At 73.2% G+C, this 16309-nt stretch carries 18 protein-coding genes and 1 pseudogene; 8 read left to right on the forward strand and 11 right to left on the reverse strand.

Annotated features, from left to right (window positions below):
• Positions 1 to 4 precede the first annotated feature (4 nt).
• The 3 genes from ACGFIW_RS20005 to ACGFIW_RS20015 all read left to right on the forward strand — a co-directional run bounded on the left by ACGFIW_RS20005 (position 5) and on the right by ACGFIW_RS20015 (position 1522).
• Entirely contained in the window at positions 5 to 382 is a 378-nt protein-coding gene (locus ACGFIW_RS20005; protein WP_393317629.1) for a VOC family protein, read from the forward strand.
• 34 nt (positions 383 to 416) lie between these two features.
• A complete protein-coding gene (locus ACGFIW_RS20010; RefSeq protein ID WP_393317632.1) occupies positions 417 to 893 on the forward strand; it encodes a tetratricopeptide repeat protein in 477 nt (158 codons plus the stop codon).
• Between the two features lie 152 nt (positions 894 to 1045).
• Positions 1046 to 1522, forward strand: a complete 477-nt coding sequence (locus tag ACGFIW_RS20015; protein ID WP_393317635.1) for a hypothetical protein — start codon at positions 1046 to 1048, stop codon at positions 1520 to 1522.
• Here ACGFIW_RS20015 and ACGFIW_RS20020 read toward each other — a convergent pair.
• Genes ACGFIW_RS20020 through ACGFIW_RS20030 form a run of 3 tightly spaced genes read right to left on the reverse strand, consistent with a single transcriptional unit; the run spans position 1437 to position 4002 of the window.
• Positions 1437 to 2219 (reverse strand): ABC transporter permease, encoded by a 783-nt coding sequence (locus tag ACGFIW_RS20020; protein WP_393317638.1) that lies wholly within the window; start codon positions 2217 to 2219, stop codon positions 1437 to 1439. The genes ACGFIW_RS20015 and ACGFIW_RS20020 overlap by 86 nt on opposite strands.
• A gap of 31 nt (positions 2220 to 2250) precedes the next feature.
• Complete coding sequence (locus ACGFIW_RS20025; protein WP_393317641.1) at positions 2251 to 3009, reverse strand: ABC transporter permease; 759 nt, start codon at positions 3007 to 3009, stop codon at positions 2251 to 2253.
• A gap of 15 nt (positions 3010 to 3024) precedes the next feature.
• The gene (locus ACGFIW_RS20030; RefSeq protein WP_393317644.1) at positions 3025 to 4002 is read right to left on the reverse strand and encodes an ATP-binding cassette domain-containing protein; all 978 of its coding nucleotides are present in this window, start codon (positions 4000 to 4002) and stop codon (positions 3025 to 3027) included.
• 115 nt (positions 4003 to 4117) lie between these two features.
• Here ACGFIW_RS20030 and ACGFIW_RS20035 point away from each other — a divergent pair, with 115 nt between their 5' ends.
• Positions 4118 to 4693, forward strand: a complete 576-nt coding sequence (locus tag ACGFIW_RS20035; protein WP_393317647.1) for a maleylpyruvate isomerase N-terminal domain-containing protein — start codon at positions 4118 to 4120, stop codon at positions 4691 to 4693.
• Positions 4694 to 4696: 3 nt separating this feature from the next.
• On the opposite strand, the gene ACGFIW_RS20040 is transcribed toward ACGFIW_RS20035, so the two are convergent.
• Both ACGFIW_RS20040 and ACGFIW_RS20045 read right to left on the reverse strand, forming a co-directional pair.
• Entirely contained in the window at positions 4697 to 5236 is a 540-nt protein-coding gene (locus ACGFIW_RS20040) for a GNAT family N-acetyltransferase (protein WP_393317650.1), read from the reverse strand.
• A 41-nt stretch (positions 5237 to 5277) separates the two neighbouring features.
• The gene (locus ACGFIW_RS20045; RefSeq protein ID WP_393317653.1) at positions 5278 to 5766 is read right to left on the reverse strand and encodes a DUF1992 domain-containing protein; all 489 of its coding nucleotides are present in this window, start codon (positions 5764 to 5766) and stop codon (positions 5278 to 5280) included.
• Between the two features lie 228 nt (positions 5767 to 5994).
• On the opposite strand from ACGFIW_RS20045, the gene ACGFIW_RS20050 reads away from it, so the two are divergent.
• A complete protein-coding gene (locus ACGFIW_RS20050; RefSeq protein WP_393317656.1) occupies positions 5995 to 6645 on the forward strand; it encodes a LysE family translocator in 651 nt (216 codons plus the stop codon).
• Positions 6646 to 6755: 110 nt separating this feature from the next.
• On the opposite strand, the gene ACGFIW_RS20055 is transcribed toward ACGFIW_RS20050, so the two are convergent.
• The 3 genes from ACGFIW_RS20055 to ACGFIW_RS20065 are packed head-to-tail and all read right to left on the reverse strand — an operon-like array spanning position 6756 to position 9694.
• Positions 6756 to 7589: an SDR family NAD(P)-dependent oxidoreductase gene (locus ACGFIW_RS20055; protein ID WP_393317659.1), complete on the reverse strand. Its 834-nt coding sequence runs from the start codon at positions 7587 to 7589 to the stop codon at positions 6756 to 6758.
• Positions 7586 to 8989, reverse strand: a complete 1404-nt coding sequence (locus ACGFIW_RS20060) for a flavin-containing monooxygenase (RefSeq protein ID WP_393317662.1) — start codon at positions 8987 to 8989, stop codon at positions 7586 to 7588. Before ACGFIW_RS20060 ends, ACGFIW_RS20055 begins: the two co-directional genes overlap by 4 nt.
• Positions 8990 to 9046: 57 nt before the next feature.
• Positions 9047 to 9694 (reverse strand): TetR/AcrR family transcriptional regulator, encoded by a 648-nt coding sequence (locus tag ACGFIW_RS20065; protein ID WP_393317665.1) that lies wholly within the window; start codon positions 9692 to 9694, stop codon positions 9047 to 9049.
• 57 nt (positions 9695 to 9751) lie between these two features.
• Between ACGFIW_RS20065 and ACGFIW_RS20070 the strand changes: the two genes are divergently transcribed.
• From ACGFIW_RS20070 to ACGFIW_RS20080, 3 genes are all read left to right on the forward strand, one after another.
• A complete protein-coding gene (locus ACGFIW_RS20070) occupies positions 9752 to 11119 on the forward strand; it encodes an MFS transporter (protein ID WP_393317668.1) in 1368 nt (455 codons plus the stop codon).
• Between the two features lie 26 nt (positions 11120 to 11145).
• Positions 11146 to 12333, forward strand: a complete 1188-nt coding sequence (locus tag ACGFIW_RS20075) for a hypothetical protein (RefSeq protein WP_393317671.1) — start codon at positions 11146 to 11148, stop codon at positions 12331 to 12333.
• A gap of 193 nt (positions 12334 to 12526) precedes the next feature.
• A complete protein-coding gene (locus ACGFIW_RS20080; RefSeq protein WP_030327608.1) occupies positions 12527 to 12868 on the forward strand; it encodes an RNA polymerase-binding protein RbpA in 342 nt (113 codons plus the stop codon).
• Positions 12869 to 12931: 63 nt separating this feature from the next.
• On the opposite strand, the gene ACGFIW_RS20085 is transcribed toward ACGFIW_RS20080, so the two are convergent.
• The 3 genes and pseudogenes from ACGFIW_RS20085 to lnt all read right to left on the reverse strand — a co-directional run bounded on the left by ACGFIW_RS20085 (position 12932) and on the right by lnt (position 15995).
• On the reverse strand, positions 12932 to 13450 hold the full coding sequence (locus tag ACGFIW_RS20085; RefSeq protein WP_393317674.1) for an FxsA family protein: 519 nt from the start codon (positions 13448 to 13450) through the stop codon (positions 12932 to 12934).
• 69 nt (positions 13451 to 13519) lie between these two features.
• Entirely contained in the window at positions 13520 to 14329 is an 810-nt protein-coding gene (locus tag ACGFIW_RS20090) for a polyprenol monophosphomannose synthase (RefSeq protein WP_393317677.1), read from the reverse strand.
• Positions 14326 to 15995 (reverse strand): annotated as a pseudogene (gene lnt / locus ACGFIW_RS20095) (apolipoprotein N-acyltransferase). Before lnt ends, ACGFIW_RS20090 begins: the two are co-directional and overlap by 4 nt.
• Between the last annotated feature and the right edge of the window lie 314 nt (positions 15996 to 16309).

A 16309-nucleotide genomic window follows, 5' to 3' on the forward strand; every position in this document is an offset into this window, starting at 1 on the left:
GACCATGGGAAACCCAGTGGTGCACTTCGAGATCATCGGGACCGATCCGCAACGGTTGCGCGGTTTCTACGGCAAGCTTTTCGACTGGCAGTTCGACGTCGCGGGCGACGCCGCAGAGGCGGTCTCGGCGCCGGGCAACTACGGGTTCGTCCACCCCGACGGTGGTGGGATCCCGGGCGGTGTCGGTGGCGGCGCGGACTACCCACGTCGCACGTTGTTCTACGTCTCGGTCGGAGATGTCGAGGTCGCGTTGCAGCAGGCCGAGCATCTCGGCGGCACCCGAGTGTCGGGGCCGCACCCCAACCCGGACGGGACGCTGGTCGTCGGCTTCTTCACCGACCCCGAAGGACACCTCGTCGGGCTCGCCGCCGCCGCGGTTTGACCCTCGACCGGGTCGAGACCCGACCATCGGCGACATGGACGACCAACCGACTCCCGACCCGACCATGACCCGTATCGGCGAGGCGGTGCAGCTCGGCCGATCAGGGCAGCGCGGCCCCGCTCGCGACGCCCTCACCGCGTTGTGGGACGAGATCGGCCCCACCGGCGACGCCTTCCACCGCTGCACCCTCGCCCACTACCTCGCCGATCTCCAGGACACCACCGAGGCGGAGCTGAGCTGGGACGAGCGTGCCCTGGCCGCCGTGTCCGACCTGACCGACGAGCGCGCCCAGCGCTACCTGTCCTCGCTCCAGGTCCAGGCGTTCCTGCCGTCGCTGCACCTGAACCTGGCCGACTGCCACCGACGGCTGGGCAATCCCGCCCAGGCCCGGGAGCACCTCGCTCGGGCCAGCGAACACCTGCTACACCTGCCGGACGACCCGTACGGCGCGGCCATCCACGCCGCCATCCGCGACTTCGCCGCGGACGACCCGACCGACGCTCGCGGGTAACGGCCGGCGAGGGCGCAAGCGCGCGGCTCGCTGGGCTTCCACGAGATGAGCAGCTTCCGCTGCTGCGAGAGTGCGGCGCTACGCGGAACCCGACGCGCCCTCGGGGTGGTGAGAACGGGCGGCTGACTGTTGTCGGTCTCGCCGGGGTGCTCATGCAGTCGGTCGTGTTCACCAGCGTCGAGGCCACCCGCCTCGCACTGATCTCCGCAGCCCCGCACGACAGTGGGAGCGTCGCCGGTCTCTGGGGCTTGCACACCGCCCTGTTCGGCTTCAACCAGGTCTTCCTGGCGACCGCACTCCTCGGGTCGTCCCTGTTCGGCATCCGCTCCGGCGCCATAGCCCGATGGCACGCCGGCACCGGTCTCCTCGCCGCGACGCTGCTCTTCGTCACCGCGACGACCAGCCCGTACGGCGTCGGCGGCGTCAACCCGCTCGCCCTGCTCGGCCTCACCGGCTGGCTTCTCTGGCTGGTCTGGATCGTGGCATACAGCGTCATCCTGATCCGTCGTGCGCCCACGCGTTCCGGCATGCCCGACCCGTCGCTCAGCGCAGCATCGCCCGGGTCATTCGACGGGTGGCGACGGCCATCGCGATCGAGCCGAAGGCGAGCAGGTAGGCCACCGGAATGAGCAGGTCCCAGCCGAGTCGGCCCAACGCTGGTTCGCGAACCAGCTCGATGCCGTGGTAGAGCGGCAGTGCCTGGATCAGGGGCCGCACCGCCTCCGGATAGACCGACAGGGGATAGAACGTCGTCGCGAACAGGAACATCGGCAGCATGAAGAGCTGGATGTACTGGAAGTCGGGGAAGTCGCGCAGGTACGTCGTGACGGCCAGCCCGCCGGCGGCGAACGCGTAGGAGATCAGCACCGACGCTGGCAGGGCCAGCAGTGCCCAGGGCGAGGTGACCAGCCCGCCGACCGCCATGAGGGTGAGGAAACCGATCGAGGTCACCAACGCGTTGATCATCGCGCTGGTGACCTCGCCGACGGCGATGTCGGTGACCGACAGCGGTGTCGGCAGGATCGCCTCGTAGGTCTTCTCGACCCGCATGCGGGAGAAGACGCCGAAGCTGGTCTGGTTGAACGCGGTGTTCATCGCGGTCGTGGCCAGGATCGCCGGCGCCACGTAGACCGCGTACGGGACATCGACCCCGGGGACCGTGCCGACGAGCAGCCCGACACCGACACCTATCGACAACAGGTACAGGACCGGTTCGACGAGCGCGTTGAGCAGCGGTGTGAGCGACCGCCGGTAGATCATGGCGTTGCGTTCGATGAGCGCGAAGGCCCGGCGGCCCGTCCAGGCCGGCACGACGACGGTGCTCATGCTGTCTCCCCGAGGCTCGGTGGGTGGGCCGTCACGGGTGCAGCCGTCGGCGGTAGGTGACCCGGGCGACCAGGAAGCCGCCGACCGCGAGCGTCAGCAGGTAGGCGACGTGGACGCAACTGCCGGTGATCGTGGCCGTGCCGAGGCTGAGGGTGCGGCACAGCTCCACCCCGTGCCACAGCGGCAGCACGTAGGACACCGGCCGGATCCACTCCGGTAGCTGCGAGACGGCGAAGAACGTACCGGAGAACATGTAGAGCGGCATGATGACGAAGCGGAACACCGTGTCGATGTGGCGTAGCTTGCGCACGCCGACCGCCCACGCCGCGGCCGGCGTCGCGAACGCGGCTCCGGTAAGCGTCGCGCCGAGCAGGGCGCCGAGCGCCCACCAGCCGCCGATCAGCCCGAACGCGGCCATCACCGCGACGAAGGCGCCACTGGCGATGAGCACCCGGACGGTGATGAAGAGCAGGTGCCCGGCGGCGAGTTGCTCCGGTCGCAGAGGCGTCGGGGTGGCGCTGCGGTAGGCCCCGAAGCCCGCGGCTCGGGCGACTCCCGCCGACCCTTCCAGGAACGCGTTCTGCATCGCGGCGGCGGCCAGCATGCCCGGGGCGAAGAACGCCGCGTAGGAGACACCGGCGATCTGGGTTGGCGCGTTGTCGTCGACGAGGGCACCCAGGCCGGCGCCGATGCCGATGAGGAACAGCAACGGATTCAGTACGTTGAGCACGATCGAGCCACGCCACGTACGCCGGTAGCGCGTGACCCAGTATCCGAAGGCGTGCAGCACCAGTGCTCCTCCCCGCTACTCGATCAGCGATCGGCCGGTGAGGGTGAGGAACACGTCCTCCAACGTGGCGTGGCGGACCAGCGCGGTGAGCGGCGTGAGCGACATGGCGTGCACCGCGGCGAGGGCGGCCTCACCGTCGGCGGTGTAGACGAGCACCCGGTCGGGGAGCAGCTCGACGCGCCCGTCGGTGTCGTTGCCTCCGGTGGCCAGGGCCGAGGTGCGCAGCTTCTCCGCGACGGTGTCGCGTTCGTCGAGGCGGAACCGCAGTTCCAGGACCTCACGCGTGGCGTACCTGGTGATCAGGTCCCGGGGTGAGCCCTGCGCGACGATCCGGCCGTGGTCGACGACGATGAGCCGGTCGCAGAGCTGCTCGGCCTCGTCCATGTAGTGGGTGGTGAGGATGAGCGTGACGCCCTCCTGCTTGAGCTGGAAGAGCCGGTCCCACAGGACGTGGCGGGCCTGCGGGTCGAGGCCGGTGGTGGGCTCGTCGAGGAGCAGGATGTCGGGTTCGTTGATCAGGGAACGGGCGATGGTCAACCGTCGGCGCATGCCCCCGGAGAGGGTCTCGACCTGGTCGCCGGCCTTCTCCCCGAGCTGGGCGAAGTCCAGCAGTCGGGTCGCGCGGTTCCGGATGACGGCCCGCGGCAGGCTGAAGTATCGCCCGTAGATGTGCATGTTCTCCCGGACGGTCAGCTCGTTGTCCAGGTAGTCGTCCTGTGTCACGACGCCCAGCCGGGCGCGGATCTCCGGCCCCTGTCGCATCGGGTCCATGCCGAGCACGCGCAGGCTGCCGCCGCTGATCGGCGACGTCGCGGCGATCATCCGCATGGTGGTGGACTTGCCGGCGCCGTTGGGGCCGAGCAGCCCGAACGATTCGCCCCGCCGGACCTCGAAGTCGATGCCGTCGACGGCATGGAACTCCGCTGTGGACCCGCGCGGCGGATAGATCTTCGTCAGCTGGGTCGCCTGGATCAGCGGGTGTTCGCTCACCACATGAGCGTACGGAAAATAGACAGACTTCTGCAAGATCTGGGCAGGCAGCTGAAAATCCAGGGCGGAGCGGCAGATCCCGGTTGCGGTGGCCGAGTCGCGATGCGAGGCTCGACGAATGTCCACGCTGACCGGTGCCGCCCTGCTCCAGGCGGCCGACGAGATGACGCGGGTGCTGCACCCGCACCGCGAGCGCGACTGGTCCGTGCCCGCCGGCACCCTGACGTGGAGCTGCTGGACCACCGCCGCGCACGTCGCGCACGACCTGCTCGCGTACGCCGGCCAGGTCACCGTCAGCCCCACGGACAGCTACCTGCCGTACGACCTGCGGGTCTCCCCCGACGCGAGCCCGGCGCAGACCCTGACCGTGGTGCGGGCCAGCGCCGGGTTGCTCGCCACCGCGGTCGACGCCGCCCCGGCACACGCGCGGGCCTGGCACTTCGGGCCCTGCGACCCCGCCGGCTTCGCCGCGATGGGGGTGGCTGAAACGCTCCTGCACACCCACGACATCACCCGCGGTCTCGGCGTGCCCTGGCAGCCACCGCAGCGGTTGAGCGCGGCGGTGCTGCGGCGGCTCTTCCCGGACGCCCCGGACGGCGCCGCCCCCGAGGTCCTGCTCTGGCTGACCGGCCGCGGTGACCTGCCCGGCCGGGCACGACGCACCTCGTGGAGGTGGGAAGCGGCGCTGCGCTGACCCTCAGGGCGTCAACGAGTGCCGGTGACCGTCCAACGGAAAGGGAGGCCGGGCCGGCAGCACCTCCTGGAACACGTAGCCGCTCTTCTGCGCCACCCGGCAGGACGCCACATTGTCCACCTGGTGCAGCAGGTCGAGGCGCTTCATCGCGGGAAACTCGGCGAACGCCCACCGGCTGAGCGTGGTGACCGCCCGCGGGGCGACGCCACGACCGCGCGCCCACGCCGCCGTCCAGTAGCCCACCTCGGGCTCCGGCCACCGCACGCTGACCTTCTTGAGCACCACGTTCGCCACCAGCCGTGGGCCGTCCGTGTCGTCCTCGACGACCGCGAAGCTGAACCGCCGGCCGTCGGCCCAGTCCTGTCGCACCCGCTCCAGCCACCGCCGGCCCTCGGTCAGGTCGGTCACCGGCATCCGGGTCCACCGGCGCAACACCGGGTCCCGGTACGCGTCCAGCAGGGCGTCCAGGTCGTCGGCGTGCCAGGGTCGCAGGGTGAGGCCCGGCATCGAGGAGGTGTCGGACGCCCGCAACTCGATCACCATCCGCCCAGTCTGGCGGTGCCGCACAAGGCCGACCACACGGGTCAGCGCGAACGGCGGCGCCAGGGCAACCACCAGGTACGGCGGGACCGGCGCGGCGCGGCGACGCCGGTCGCCCGCTCCGTCGATGGTGTCGCGACGCGGGGCGGGGCGTGCTCGGCGCGCCAGCGGCGCACCACCTCGTCGACGTTCACCGGACGCACCGCGACGCGCGGACCGTCGGGGTTGCGCAGCCAGGCCACGATCTGCGTGTTCAACTGGCCGACGAAGTCGCGGACGGACTGCTCGGTGGGCAGGTCGCGAACCTCGTCGGGGACCTGCTCGATGCGCCGACGCAGTTGCAGTGGGGTGGGTAGGAGCAGGTCGCTGGGCAGCGCCTCACGCTCCAGGAAACTTTTGATCCACCACGACTCGTCGTACGGTGCTCCTCGGCCGGGGATCGGCTTGCCCATGCCGGGCAGGTCGTCGAACTCGCCGCGTTGCACGGCTCCCCGGATCTGCGCCTCCACGGCCGCTTCCCACGCCTCGGTCACCCTGCGGCACCTCCCCCGGTCACCGTAACGCGCCACCTCCGGACGGCGACACGCACCGCAACGGTCAGCGCAGCCGCTGCGGCGACCATTCCCGGCCGACGCCCAGCCGGTAGGTTCCGACCAGGATGACCGGTTCGTATCAACAGGCCACCACCTGTCCGGTGGCCCTCGATCGGAAGCGGTGGCCCGGCCTACGGTCGGTGCGGGTGTCGACGAACGGGGGGCGTCATGGTGAGTATGGGTGCAATGGTGGGCATCACTCTGGTGGCGTTGGGGCTGGTGCTCACGCCAGGCCCGAACATGGTCTACCTGGTGTCCCGCTCGGTGGCGCAGGGCCGCCGGGCCGGGCTGGTCTCACTGCTCGGGGTGGCCGCCGGCTTCGGTGTCTACCTGACGGCGGCGGTCGCCGGCCTGGCCGCCGTCTTCGTCCTGGTGCCGACGCTGTACGCGGTGGTGAAGCTGGCCGGAGCCGGTTACCTGCTCTGGCTGGCCTGGCGGACACTGCGTCCGGGTGGGCACTCACCGTTCACGCCGGCGCCGCTGCCGCCGGACCCGCCCCGGCGGCTGTTCACCATGGGCCTGGTCACCAACCTGCTGAACCCGAAGATCGCCATCCTCTACGTGTCGGTGCTGCCCCAGTTCATCGACCCGGCGCGCGGGCATGTGGCGACGCAGAGTCTGCTGCTGGGCCTGACCCAGATCACCGTCGCGCTGATCGTGAACGCGCTGATCGTGCTCAGCGCCGGATCGTTGGCCGGGTTCTTCGCCCGCCGACCGGGGTGGCTGCGGGTGCAGCGATGGGTGACCGGGACGGCGCTGGCCGCGCTGGCCGTCCGGATCGCCGCCGACCGCTCCCGCGCGGCGGTCGCCACGCCCTGACCGGAGCCTCACCACCCCCAGCGGCGGACCACCGCGCGCCACGCCGGGCCGGAGCCTTACTGCCCCCGGTGGCGGCGAACCACCGCGCCCGCCAAGTCCGGGCCGGCGCCTCACCGCCCCCGGTGGCGGCGGAGCATTCCGGCGGCCAGGGGCGCGGCGTCCAGGTCACCGGCGGCGAGGCGAGCCGCGAGGGTACGGCGTACCAGTCGGTCGGCCAGCGCGGGCGCGTGCCGCCCGACGGCAAGCTCCAGCCGTCCACGCCGGGTGGTCGCCACGTCCCGAGGTGCCCGGCGGGCGGTGGCGGCGCGCAGGATCGCCGCGACCACCCCCTCGACCGGCTCGGGACGGGACACTCCCCGCAGGGACAACCCGGCCTCGGCGGTGCTGTCGTGGATGGGTGAGGCGACCATGCTGGGGTAGACCACGCTCACCCCGACGTGCGTACCGACCTCGTGGCGCAGCGCGTCGGCGTACGCGACCAGGGCCCGCTTGCTGACCCCGTAGGCGGCGGCGAGCGGCAGTGGCAGGACCGCCATCCGGCTGGCCACGAAGATCACCCGGCCGCGTGTGGTGAGCAGCGGCGGCAGCGCCGCGGCGGTGGTCCGCCAGGCGGCCAGCAGGTTGACCTCCAGTTGTCGACGGACCACCTCGTCGGGTGCCAGTTCGGCCGGGGCGGGGCCACCGACACCGGCGTTGTTGATCAGTAGGTCGAGCCCGCCGAGCCGGTCGGTAGCGGCCCGCACCGCCGCCGGCACGGCGGCCGCGTCGGTCAGGTCGCAGCCGAGCACCGGCAGGTCGGCGTCGGGGCGGGCGTGCAGGTCGAGCCCCACCACCTGAGCGCCGGCGGCGGTGAACGCCGCGCCGAGGTGCCGGCCGAAGGTGCCGCTCGCGCCGGTCACCAGCACCCGACGGCCGGCCAGCCCGCTGGCCACCCGACCCTTCACCGCTGCACCCCGACCGACGAGGCACCACCGGCCGCACCGGTTACGCCGCCCGCGCTGCCCGCACCGGCGGCTGCGGGCGAGCCGGCCGCTGCGGGACGGGCGCGGCGGGTTCCGGCGGTCAACTCGCGGGTCAACTCGGCCAGGTAGACGTCGAAGTCCACGCGCATCGCCGGACGGCGTTGCCCCCAGCGGGCCGTCGCGGCCCGCAACTCGGCCCGGCAGACGGCCCGCTGGCGGTCCGGGTCCGGCAGCGCGTACCGGCCGGCGAGGTGTGCGGCGATCACCTTCGCCTGCGCCTCCACCAGGGGGAACGCCGAACCGGTGGACTGCATCAGCCCCACGAACGTCAGACCCGGGGCGTCCGGGTGGAACACGTGCCGGTACAGCGGCAGGCTGTCGCCGCCCCCGCCGAGCAGCTCCGGGTCGAGGAACGGGATCTCCACCCGGTAGCCGGTGCACCAGATGATCAGGTCCACGGTGTCGCTGCGACCGTCGGTGAACTCGACCCGGTCCCCGTGCAGGGCGGCGACGCCGGGTCGGGCCTCGACATCGCCGTGGGTCAACCGGGACAGCAGACCGTCGGAGAGCGTCGGATGATCCTGTAGGAAGCCGTGCGTCGGCGCGGGCAGCCCGTACCGGGCGGGACTGCCGACTGTGGCGCTCAGCGTGGCCTGGCTGATGCGTTGGCGCAGTCGCCACGGCAGCCGGCGGGCCAACGCCCCGTTCAGGGTGTCCGAGGGGCGACCCAGCAGGTACTTCGGCACCACCCAGACGCCTCGGCGTAGCGACAGCAGGGTGCGGGTGGCGGCGTACGAGGCATCCACCGCGATGTCCATCGCGGAGTTGCCGCCGCCGACGACCAGGACCCGCTTGCCGGTCAACTGCTCCGGCCCCCGGTAGTCGTGGCTGTGCATCTGCTCGGCCGTGCACGTGCCGGGGTACGACGGGTCGGGCAGCCGGGGCACCCGGTTGTGTCCGTTGGCGACGACCACGGCCTCCACGGTCACCGAGACGGGCCCGTCCGGCCCGTTCGCGACCACCGTCCACGTGCCGGCGGGATCCCGGGTGACCCGCTCGACGGTGTGCCGAAGTCGGATGGTGTCGCCCAACCCGAAGTGGTCGGCGTAGTCGGCGAGGTAGCCGGCGACCCTGCGGTGATCGGGGTAGTCCGGCCAGTCGGTCGGCATCGGGTGGTCGGCGAACTGGGTGCGTCCACGGCTGGTGTTCAGGTGCAGCGTGCGGTACGCGGGCGAGTCGGGTGCCCCGTACACCCAGAGACCGCCGACCTGGTCTGCGGCCTCGAAGCCGATCGTCGGCACCGCGGCGTCGCGCAGTGCCTTGACGGCGGCGAGCCCGGCCGCGCCGGCGCCGATCACCGCCACCCGAGGTGGTACGCCCATCGTCGCCCCCCACTTAATCCAACGTCCGATGGATAATCGTCGTGCGGCGGCGACGCGTCAAGGGGTCGACGACCCGTACAACCCGTCGAGCAGGCGGTGCACGAACGCGCGGAACTCGCGTCGTTCCCGAGCGCCGGGCGCGCCGGCGGCCAACGCCACCACGTGCCCGTGCGTCGCCCAGACCAGGCTGCGGACGGTGATGTGCGGGGTCGGCTCGGCCAGGGCGCCGGTCGTCGCCGCGGCAGTGAGCAGCTCGGCGACCAGCCGGTACAACGGCTCGGCGTAGCGCTTGTCGAGGTCGGCGTGTCGCTGCGGTTCCAGCCAGCGACGCAGCCACAGCGCGGTGGTCTCGGGGCGGTCCTCCAGAAAGTCGACGAAGACGTCGACGAGCTCGTGCAGGGCGCGTCGCGCCGCGTCCGGCCCCGCGTCGAGAGCGGCGCGGGCCTGCTCGGCGGCCTCGGTGAGCACCTCCCGCTCGGCGGCGAAGACCCGTGCGAAGCAGGCGTCGTAGAGCGCCGCCTTCGTACCCGTGTGGTGGGCGACAGTGGCGACGTCGACCCCGGCGGCGGCGGCGACCTCCCGCAGCCCGACGGCGTCGAAGCCACGCTCGGCGAACAGCGCGGTCGCCGCGGTGAGCACCACCTCACGGGTCGGCCGGGTCTCCTCGCGCCGTGGTCGGCCGGGACGGCGTCGGGGCATGGTCATGGCCGCCATTGTGCCCCTAGAATCCAGCAACCGTTGGATTACCGAGGGGATGCGGCGATGACCGGGCTGGACCGGCGGCCCGTGGCCGCCACCGACGCGACGCTACCCCGTGGCCCTCTGGCCGGCTTCGCCGCCGGGTCGCTCGGCATGGGGATCTGGGTGACCGTGCCCGGCCTGCTGCTGCTGTACTTCCTCACCGACCTGCTGGCGGTCGGGCCGTGGTTGGCCGGCCTCGCGCTGCTGCTACCCAAGATCGCCGACGTGCTGCTGCACCCCTGGGTGGGGCACCGCGCCGACGTCGAGCAGACCCGACGCGGCGACCGCCGTCGTCTGCTGCTGCTCGGCTGCGCCCTGCCTGTCGCGTTCGCCGCGCTCTTCGCGGTGCCCGGCGGGCTGACCGGCGCGTCGGCGGCCGCCTGGGTGGCCGTGTTCTTCGTCGCCGGCAACCTCCTCTTCGCCGCCTACCAGGTCCCCTACCTGGCCACCCCGGCCGACCTGCGGATCGGTTACGACGAACGCACCCGGCTGATGGCGTTCCGGATGGTCGTGCTGACCCTGGGCATCCTCGTCTCCGGGCTGCTGGCCCCGCTGCTCACCGGCGGCGACGCCGCCACCCGGGGCGGCTACCACCGCATGGGCGTGGTCCTCGCCGGGGGAATGCTCGTGGCGATGCTCGTCGGAGTCGCCGGCATCGCCCGGCTGCGCGGGTCCGCGGCGGCAAGCGCCGCGTCCGGGCACGGCGGGTGGCGGGCGTTGCGCACCGCATTGCGCGACCGGCAGTTCCGGTGGCTGGTCGCCGCGTACCTGGCCATGTCCACGACCACCCACCTGGTGCTCGCCGGGGTGCCCTACTACGCCGAGTACGAGCTGCGCGCGCCCGGCCTGACCACGGTGCTGGTGGCCGCGTTCGTGGCGCCGGCACTGCTGGTCACCCCGGCCTGGCTGGTGGTGGCCCGACGTGTCGGCAAGCAGCGGGCGTTGCTCGGCGCGCAGGGCGCGTTCGCCCTCGGCTCGCTGGTGCTGGCGGTCGGTCGCCCGGCCGGTCTGCCGGTGCTCGTCGGCGCGGTGGCGGTGCTCGGTGTGGCGTTCGCCGGCATGCAACTGCTGCCGTTCTCGATGCTGCCCGACGTGATCCGCGCCGCCACCGACACCAGCGCCACCGACACCAGCGGTGCCGGCACCTACACCGGGGTGTGGACGGCCACCGAGGCCACCGGTGCGGCGCTGGGCCCGTACGTGTACGCGCTGTGCCTGGCCGTTGGTGGTTTCGTGGCCTCGACGGCCGGTGAGTCGCCGACGCAGCCCGACGCGGCGCTGGCGGCGGTCCGCTACGGCTTCGGGTTGCTGCCGGCGGTGGTGATGCTCGCGGCACTGCTGCTGCAACGCCGCTACACCCTGGACGCGACCGCCCGCACGACGACGTGAATGCCCGGCACTAGACTTCGCCCTCGATGGACGCCCAGCCCACCACCACCGAGACCCGCCCCTGCGCCCACTGTGGAGCACCGGTGCCGCAGCGTGTCGGCGCGGGCCGACCGTTTCGCTACTGCCGCGACAACGACGGCGCCTGCCAGCGGGCCTCGCGCAACAGCCGGATGCGGCACCGCAACGCCCCCGGTCTGCCGGGGCAGGTGGCCCGCACCTGGGAGGCGGTGGACCGCCTCGACCAGATCGTCGAGACGTTGACCGAGTCGCTGCACGCCGAGTTGTCCCCGGTGGGTGTGCAGCGGCAGATCGCGCAGGCTCGCGCCGAGGCCGCCACCGAGGTCGCGGCGGCGCAGACCGAACGGGACGAGGCCCGCGACGACGCCGAGACCGCCGCCGCCGACGCGGCGCGCGCCCGGGAGCAGGCCCGCGCGGCTCTGGCCGAGGCCGACGACGCCCGCCAGCGCGCCGAGCGGGCGCACCAGCAGGCCACCGCCGCCGACGAGCGGGCACAGCGCGCCGAGGCCGCCCGTGAGCAGGCCCGGCACGACGTCAGCGCCGCGCAGGCGCTGCGCGACCAGGCCGAACGTGACCGCGACCAGGCCCGCGCCGAGGTGCGGGACCTGCGCGCGCACCGGGACACCGAGCGGCAGCGGGTGGCCGACCTGACCGCCGAGCGCGACGCGGTGCGCGCCGACGCCGAGCGGGCCACCCGGGTCGCCGCCGAGGCGACCGAGCGGGCCGGGCGGTGGCAGGCCGAGGTGCAGGACGTGCGGCGCCAGATCGAGCAGGCCCGCGCCGACGCGGCGCGCGCCCGCGCGGAGGCCGCCGACGCCACCCGCGCGCGGGAGCAGGCCGACCGGGCCCGTGACCGCGCCCAGGTCGTCGCCCGGGAGGTCGACGACGCCCGGCAGGAGGCCGCGGAGGTGGCGGCGCGGCTGCGCGCGGAGCTGGCCGCCACCGCCGCGCACCGGGACACGCTCACCGCCGAGCTGAGCGCGGCCCGGCGGGCGGCGGCCACCGCCGAGAGCCAGGTCACCGCCCTGACGGTACGACTCGACGCCGCCGAGACCGACCGGGACCTGGCCCAGCGGCGGGTGGCGCAGCTCGGTGACCAGGTCAGCGACCTGGCGGTGGCGCTGGCCCGGCTCGGCCCGGTGCCGCAACCGGCCGAGCCGGACACGGCGCAACCTTCGTCTCCCCCGGGCGGTTAACCTCCCCGGTGGCAGCGGATACACCCCGTTGCGGCCCGGCTGGGGATCACCTGGCCGGGTGCGTGTCCCGGCCGGCTACCCTTGGGTCGCGGCCCACCCCCGTGGACGCCTCACGCCCTCGGGCGGGAATGGCTCGACGGGAACGCACCGTTACACCCAGAAGACCAGCACCACGAACGAGGGGAAGTCGATCATGGGCGAGCGTATGCTGCGCGGAAGCCGCCTTGGCGCGGTGAGCTACGAATCCGACCGCAACACGGAGCTCGCGCCGCGTCAGACCCGCGAGTACCTCTGCGCCAAGGGCCATCAGTTCGAGGTGCCGTTCGCCGTCGACGCCGAGGTCCCGACGACCTGGGAGTGCAAGTTCGACGGCAGCGTCGCCCGACTCGTCGACGGCAGCGAGCCGGAGCAGAAGAAGGCCAAGCCGCCGCGTACCCACTGGGACATGCTGCTGGAGCGGCGCTCGATCGCCGAGCTTGAGGACATCCTCGAGGAGCGTCTGCAGGAGGTTCGGACCCGCCGCGGCCGCGCCTGAGCCGCACGACGACCGACGCCCCCGGGTTCTCCCGGGGGCGTCGTCGTGTGCGTGCACGTGATCTCAGTGGCGACCGGGCTCGACGATCTCGCCCTCGATGGCCCGACCGCCGTCGACGACCACCGGCTGTTCCGGCTGTGGGGTCGGTTGGGGCGCACCCTGGCGCACCCGCACCGTGCGGGGGCCGAACAGGTCACCGGCGACCATCGACGACACCCGCCGCTCGGTGGCACGTCGCACACCGGCGCGGGCCAGGCGGCGCACCGGTGGCACCAGCAGCAACAACCCGGTCAGGCCGCTGACCAGCCCGGGGACCGCCAGCAGCAGGGCGCCGGCCAACCCGACGAGCCCGTCGGTGACCTGCCCGCCGGGTGGCTGCCCGGCCGCCGCGGCGGAGCGGAACCCCCGCCAGGCCCGCATCCCCTCCCGGCGCAGCAGCACCAGCCCCAGCAGCGACGCGGCGAACACCAGCAGCACCGCCGCGCCGAACCCCAGCGCCCGCCCGACACCGACGAACACCGCCAGCTCCAGCACCACCGCCAGCAACAGGGCCAACGGTACGAACCTCAGTCCTCGGCGCATCTCACCTCATCGCCATTCTGTGCGGGCACCGTGGGCGTGCCCCGCCCATCCAGCATGACACGGCCGCGCTCACGGCCACCGCACCTGACCGGAGGGGGTGCCGTACAGGCCACGACGCACCGCCTGACGGCGGTCCTGCACACCCCAGGTGGTGATCCGCCACAGCGCCTCGGCCACGATCCGTGGGCTCATCTTGCTGTCTCCGCGTTCCCGTTCGGCGAAGGTGATCGGGACCTCCACGATCCGCACCCCGGCCCGGTGCGCCAGCCGGGACAACTCCACCTGGAACGAGTAACCCTGCGACGTCACCGAACCCAGGTCGATGGCGTCCAACGCGCTGATCCGGTAGACCCGGTAGCCGCCGGTGGCGTCCGAGACGGGCATCCCCAGGGCGAGGCGCGCGTACAGGTTGCCGCCGCGCGACAGCAGCAGCCGCCGCAACGGCCAGTTGACCACCCGCGCGCCGCTGGTCCACCGGGACCCGATCACCACGTCGGCGTCGCGGGCGGCGTCCAGCAACGCCGGCAGGTCCTCCGGCGCGTGTGACCCGTCGGCGTCCATCTCCACGACCGCCTGGTAGCCGTGCTCGCGCGCCCAACCGAACCCGGCCAGGTACGCCGCACCCAGGCCCTGCTTGCCCTGGCGGTGCAGCACCTGCACGTGCGCGTCGCCGTCGGCGAGGGCGTCGGCGATCGCGCCGGTGCCGTCGGGGCTGTTGTCGTCGGCGATGAGGATCCGCACCGCCGGCACGGCACGCCGCAGACGGCCCACGATCACGGCGATGTTGTCGGCCTCGTTGTAGGTGGGGATCACCACCAGCACCCGGCCCACACCCGGCACCTCGTCCGGGCGTCGGATCGTATCGGTCGCCTGGATCACGGTTCCTCCGCTCCCGCCGGCGTACCGGCTGTTGCTATCCGGGCCTGACCCGCTGCCGCCGGCGCAGCACCGCCGCGCCGATGAGGGCCGCCACGGCCAGCGCGGCGAGCGTCACCTCCGGCCACCAGCCGAGGCGGGTGGCGAGGCTACGCCCGTCGTCGAGCCGCAACTGCCGCACCACGACCTCCCGGGTGTTGAACCCGGTGGCATCGCTTACCCGCCCGTCGGGTGCCACGAACCCGGACACGCCGACCGTGGACGCCATCAACGCCGGCCGGCCGTGCTCCACCGCCCGCAACCGCACCATCGCCAACTGCTGGCGGGCCTCGGCCACGTTGAAGGTGGCGTTGTTGGTCTGCACCACCAGCAGTTGCGCACCGCCGTCGACGGTGTCGCGCACCACGTGGTCGTAGGCGACCTCGAAGCAGATCACGTCACCGAGCACGACGGGCCCCGCCCGTACCACACCCGGGGTGCTTCCCGCGACGAAGTCGCTGCGGATCAGGTCGACCTGTTTGCTGACCATCCGGGCGACGTCGCGCAGCGGCACGTACTCGGCGAACGGCACCGGGTGGCGTTTGGTGTACAGCTGGCCCAGGTCGGCGCCGGTGCCGGGCCGCCACAGGATGCCTGCGTTGCGGACCTGCCCGGGGCCGGGGCCGAGCAGCACCGCGCCGACCAGGATCGGCGCGCGGACCGCGTCGGCGGCCTGGGAGATCCGGGCCCCGGCGGCAGGGTTGCGCAGGGGGTCGATGTCGCTGGAGTTCTCCGGCCACACCACCAGGTCGGGTTGCCGTTCCTGGCCGGCGGCGACCCGCGCGGCCAGGTCGATGGTGGCGTCGGCGTGGTTGTTGAGCACCGCCTGCCGTTGGGCGTTGAAGTCCAGGCCCAGACGCGGCACGTTGCCCTGCACGATGGCGACGGTGACCGTGGCACCGGACCCGGCGGTGGCGACCGGCACGAGCAGACCCCCGACGACCACCGCGACCGCCACGATTGCCGGTCCGCCCACCGGCGTCCACCGCCACCCCGCGACGACCCTTTCGCCCCGCGGGCCGTCAGCGGGCGGTGTGGCGTCGCGCGGGGTGTGCCGGGCGGTGACCCAGCCCCGCCAGGCGGCGGTGACCAGCAACCCGCCGACGAGCGCCGTCGCGAAGGTCACCAGCGGGGCGCCGCCCCAGGCGGCCAGGCGCAGCAGCGGCGACGTGTCCTGGCTGAACGCCAACCGCCCCCACGGGAACCCGCCGAACGGGGTGCGGTCGCGCAGCGCCTCCTGCCCCACCCACAGCAGCCCGGTCAGCACCGGCCACGCCCAGCGGCCGCGGTCGGCCAGCGGCGACACCCAGGCGGTGGCCGCGCCCAGCATCGCCAGGTAACCGGCCTGCAACAGCGACAGCAGCACCCACGGCAGGTAACCGGTGTGCAGGTTCGTCCAGGCCAGCATCGGGGCGAACAACGCCACCCCGGTCAGGAAGCCCAGGCCGGCGCCGGCACGCAACCGCCGCCGGTGTGCGGCGGCGGCCAGCAACGCCACCCCGACCGGCGCGAGCGGCCACACCCCGTACGGGGGGAACGCCACCAGCAGGGCCAGCCCGGCAGCCAGGGCCAGGGGCACGGCGACCCTCAGCGGCAGCGGCCCACCGGTGATCACCGGTGGGGGCGGCACCGCCGCCGGGGTGGGGGTCTCATCCCGGTCCAGAATCGTCACCGCTTCACCTCGATCACAGGGCGAAGGCTACCCGGCTGGCCTGCGGACCGGCCGCGTCGGGCCGACGGGCACGAACCGCCCGGCGGACATGAAATCGGGGCGCGGCTGACGCCGCGCCCCGATGCTCCCAGGCCCTTCCCGGCCGGTGTGGCGAGGATGCGGCACGACGACCTTCGGACCGACCAGACGTGGACTGGCTGCCCCCGCCGGGCCGTTGTCTACTGGCCGTGCACCTCACCCTTCCCGTACACCGGTAACCGCGGCCGGTTCGC

Source organism: Micromonospora sp. NPDC048935 (assembly GCF_043197875.1).
In the GTDB taxonomy this organism is placed as follows: Bacteria; Actinomycetota; Actinomycetes; order Mycobacteriales; family Micromonosporaceae; genus Micromonospora.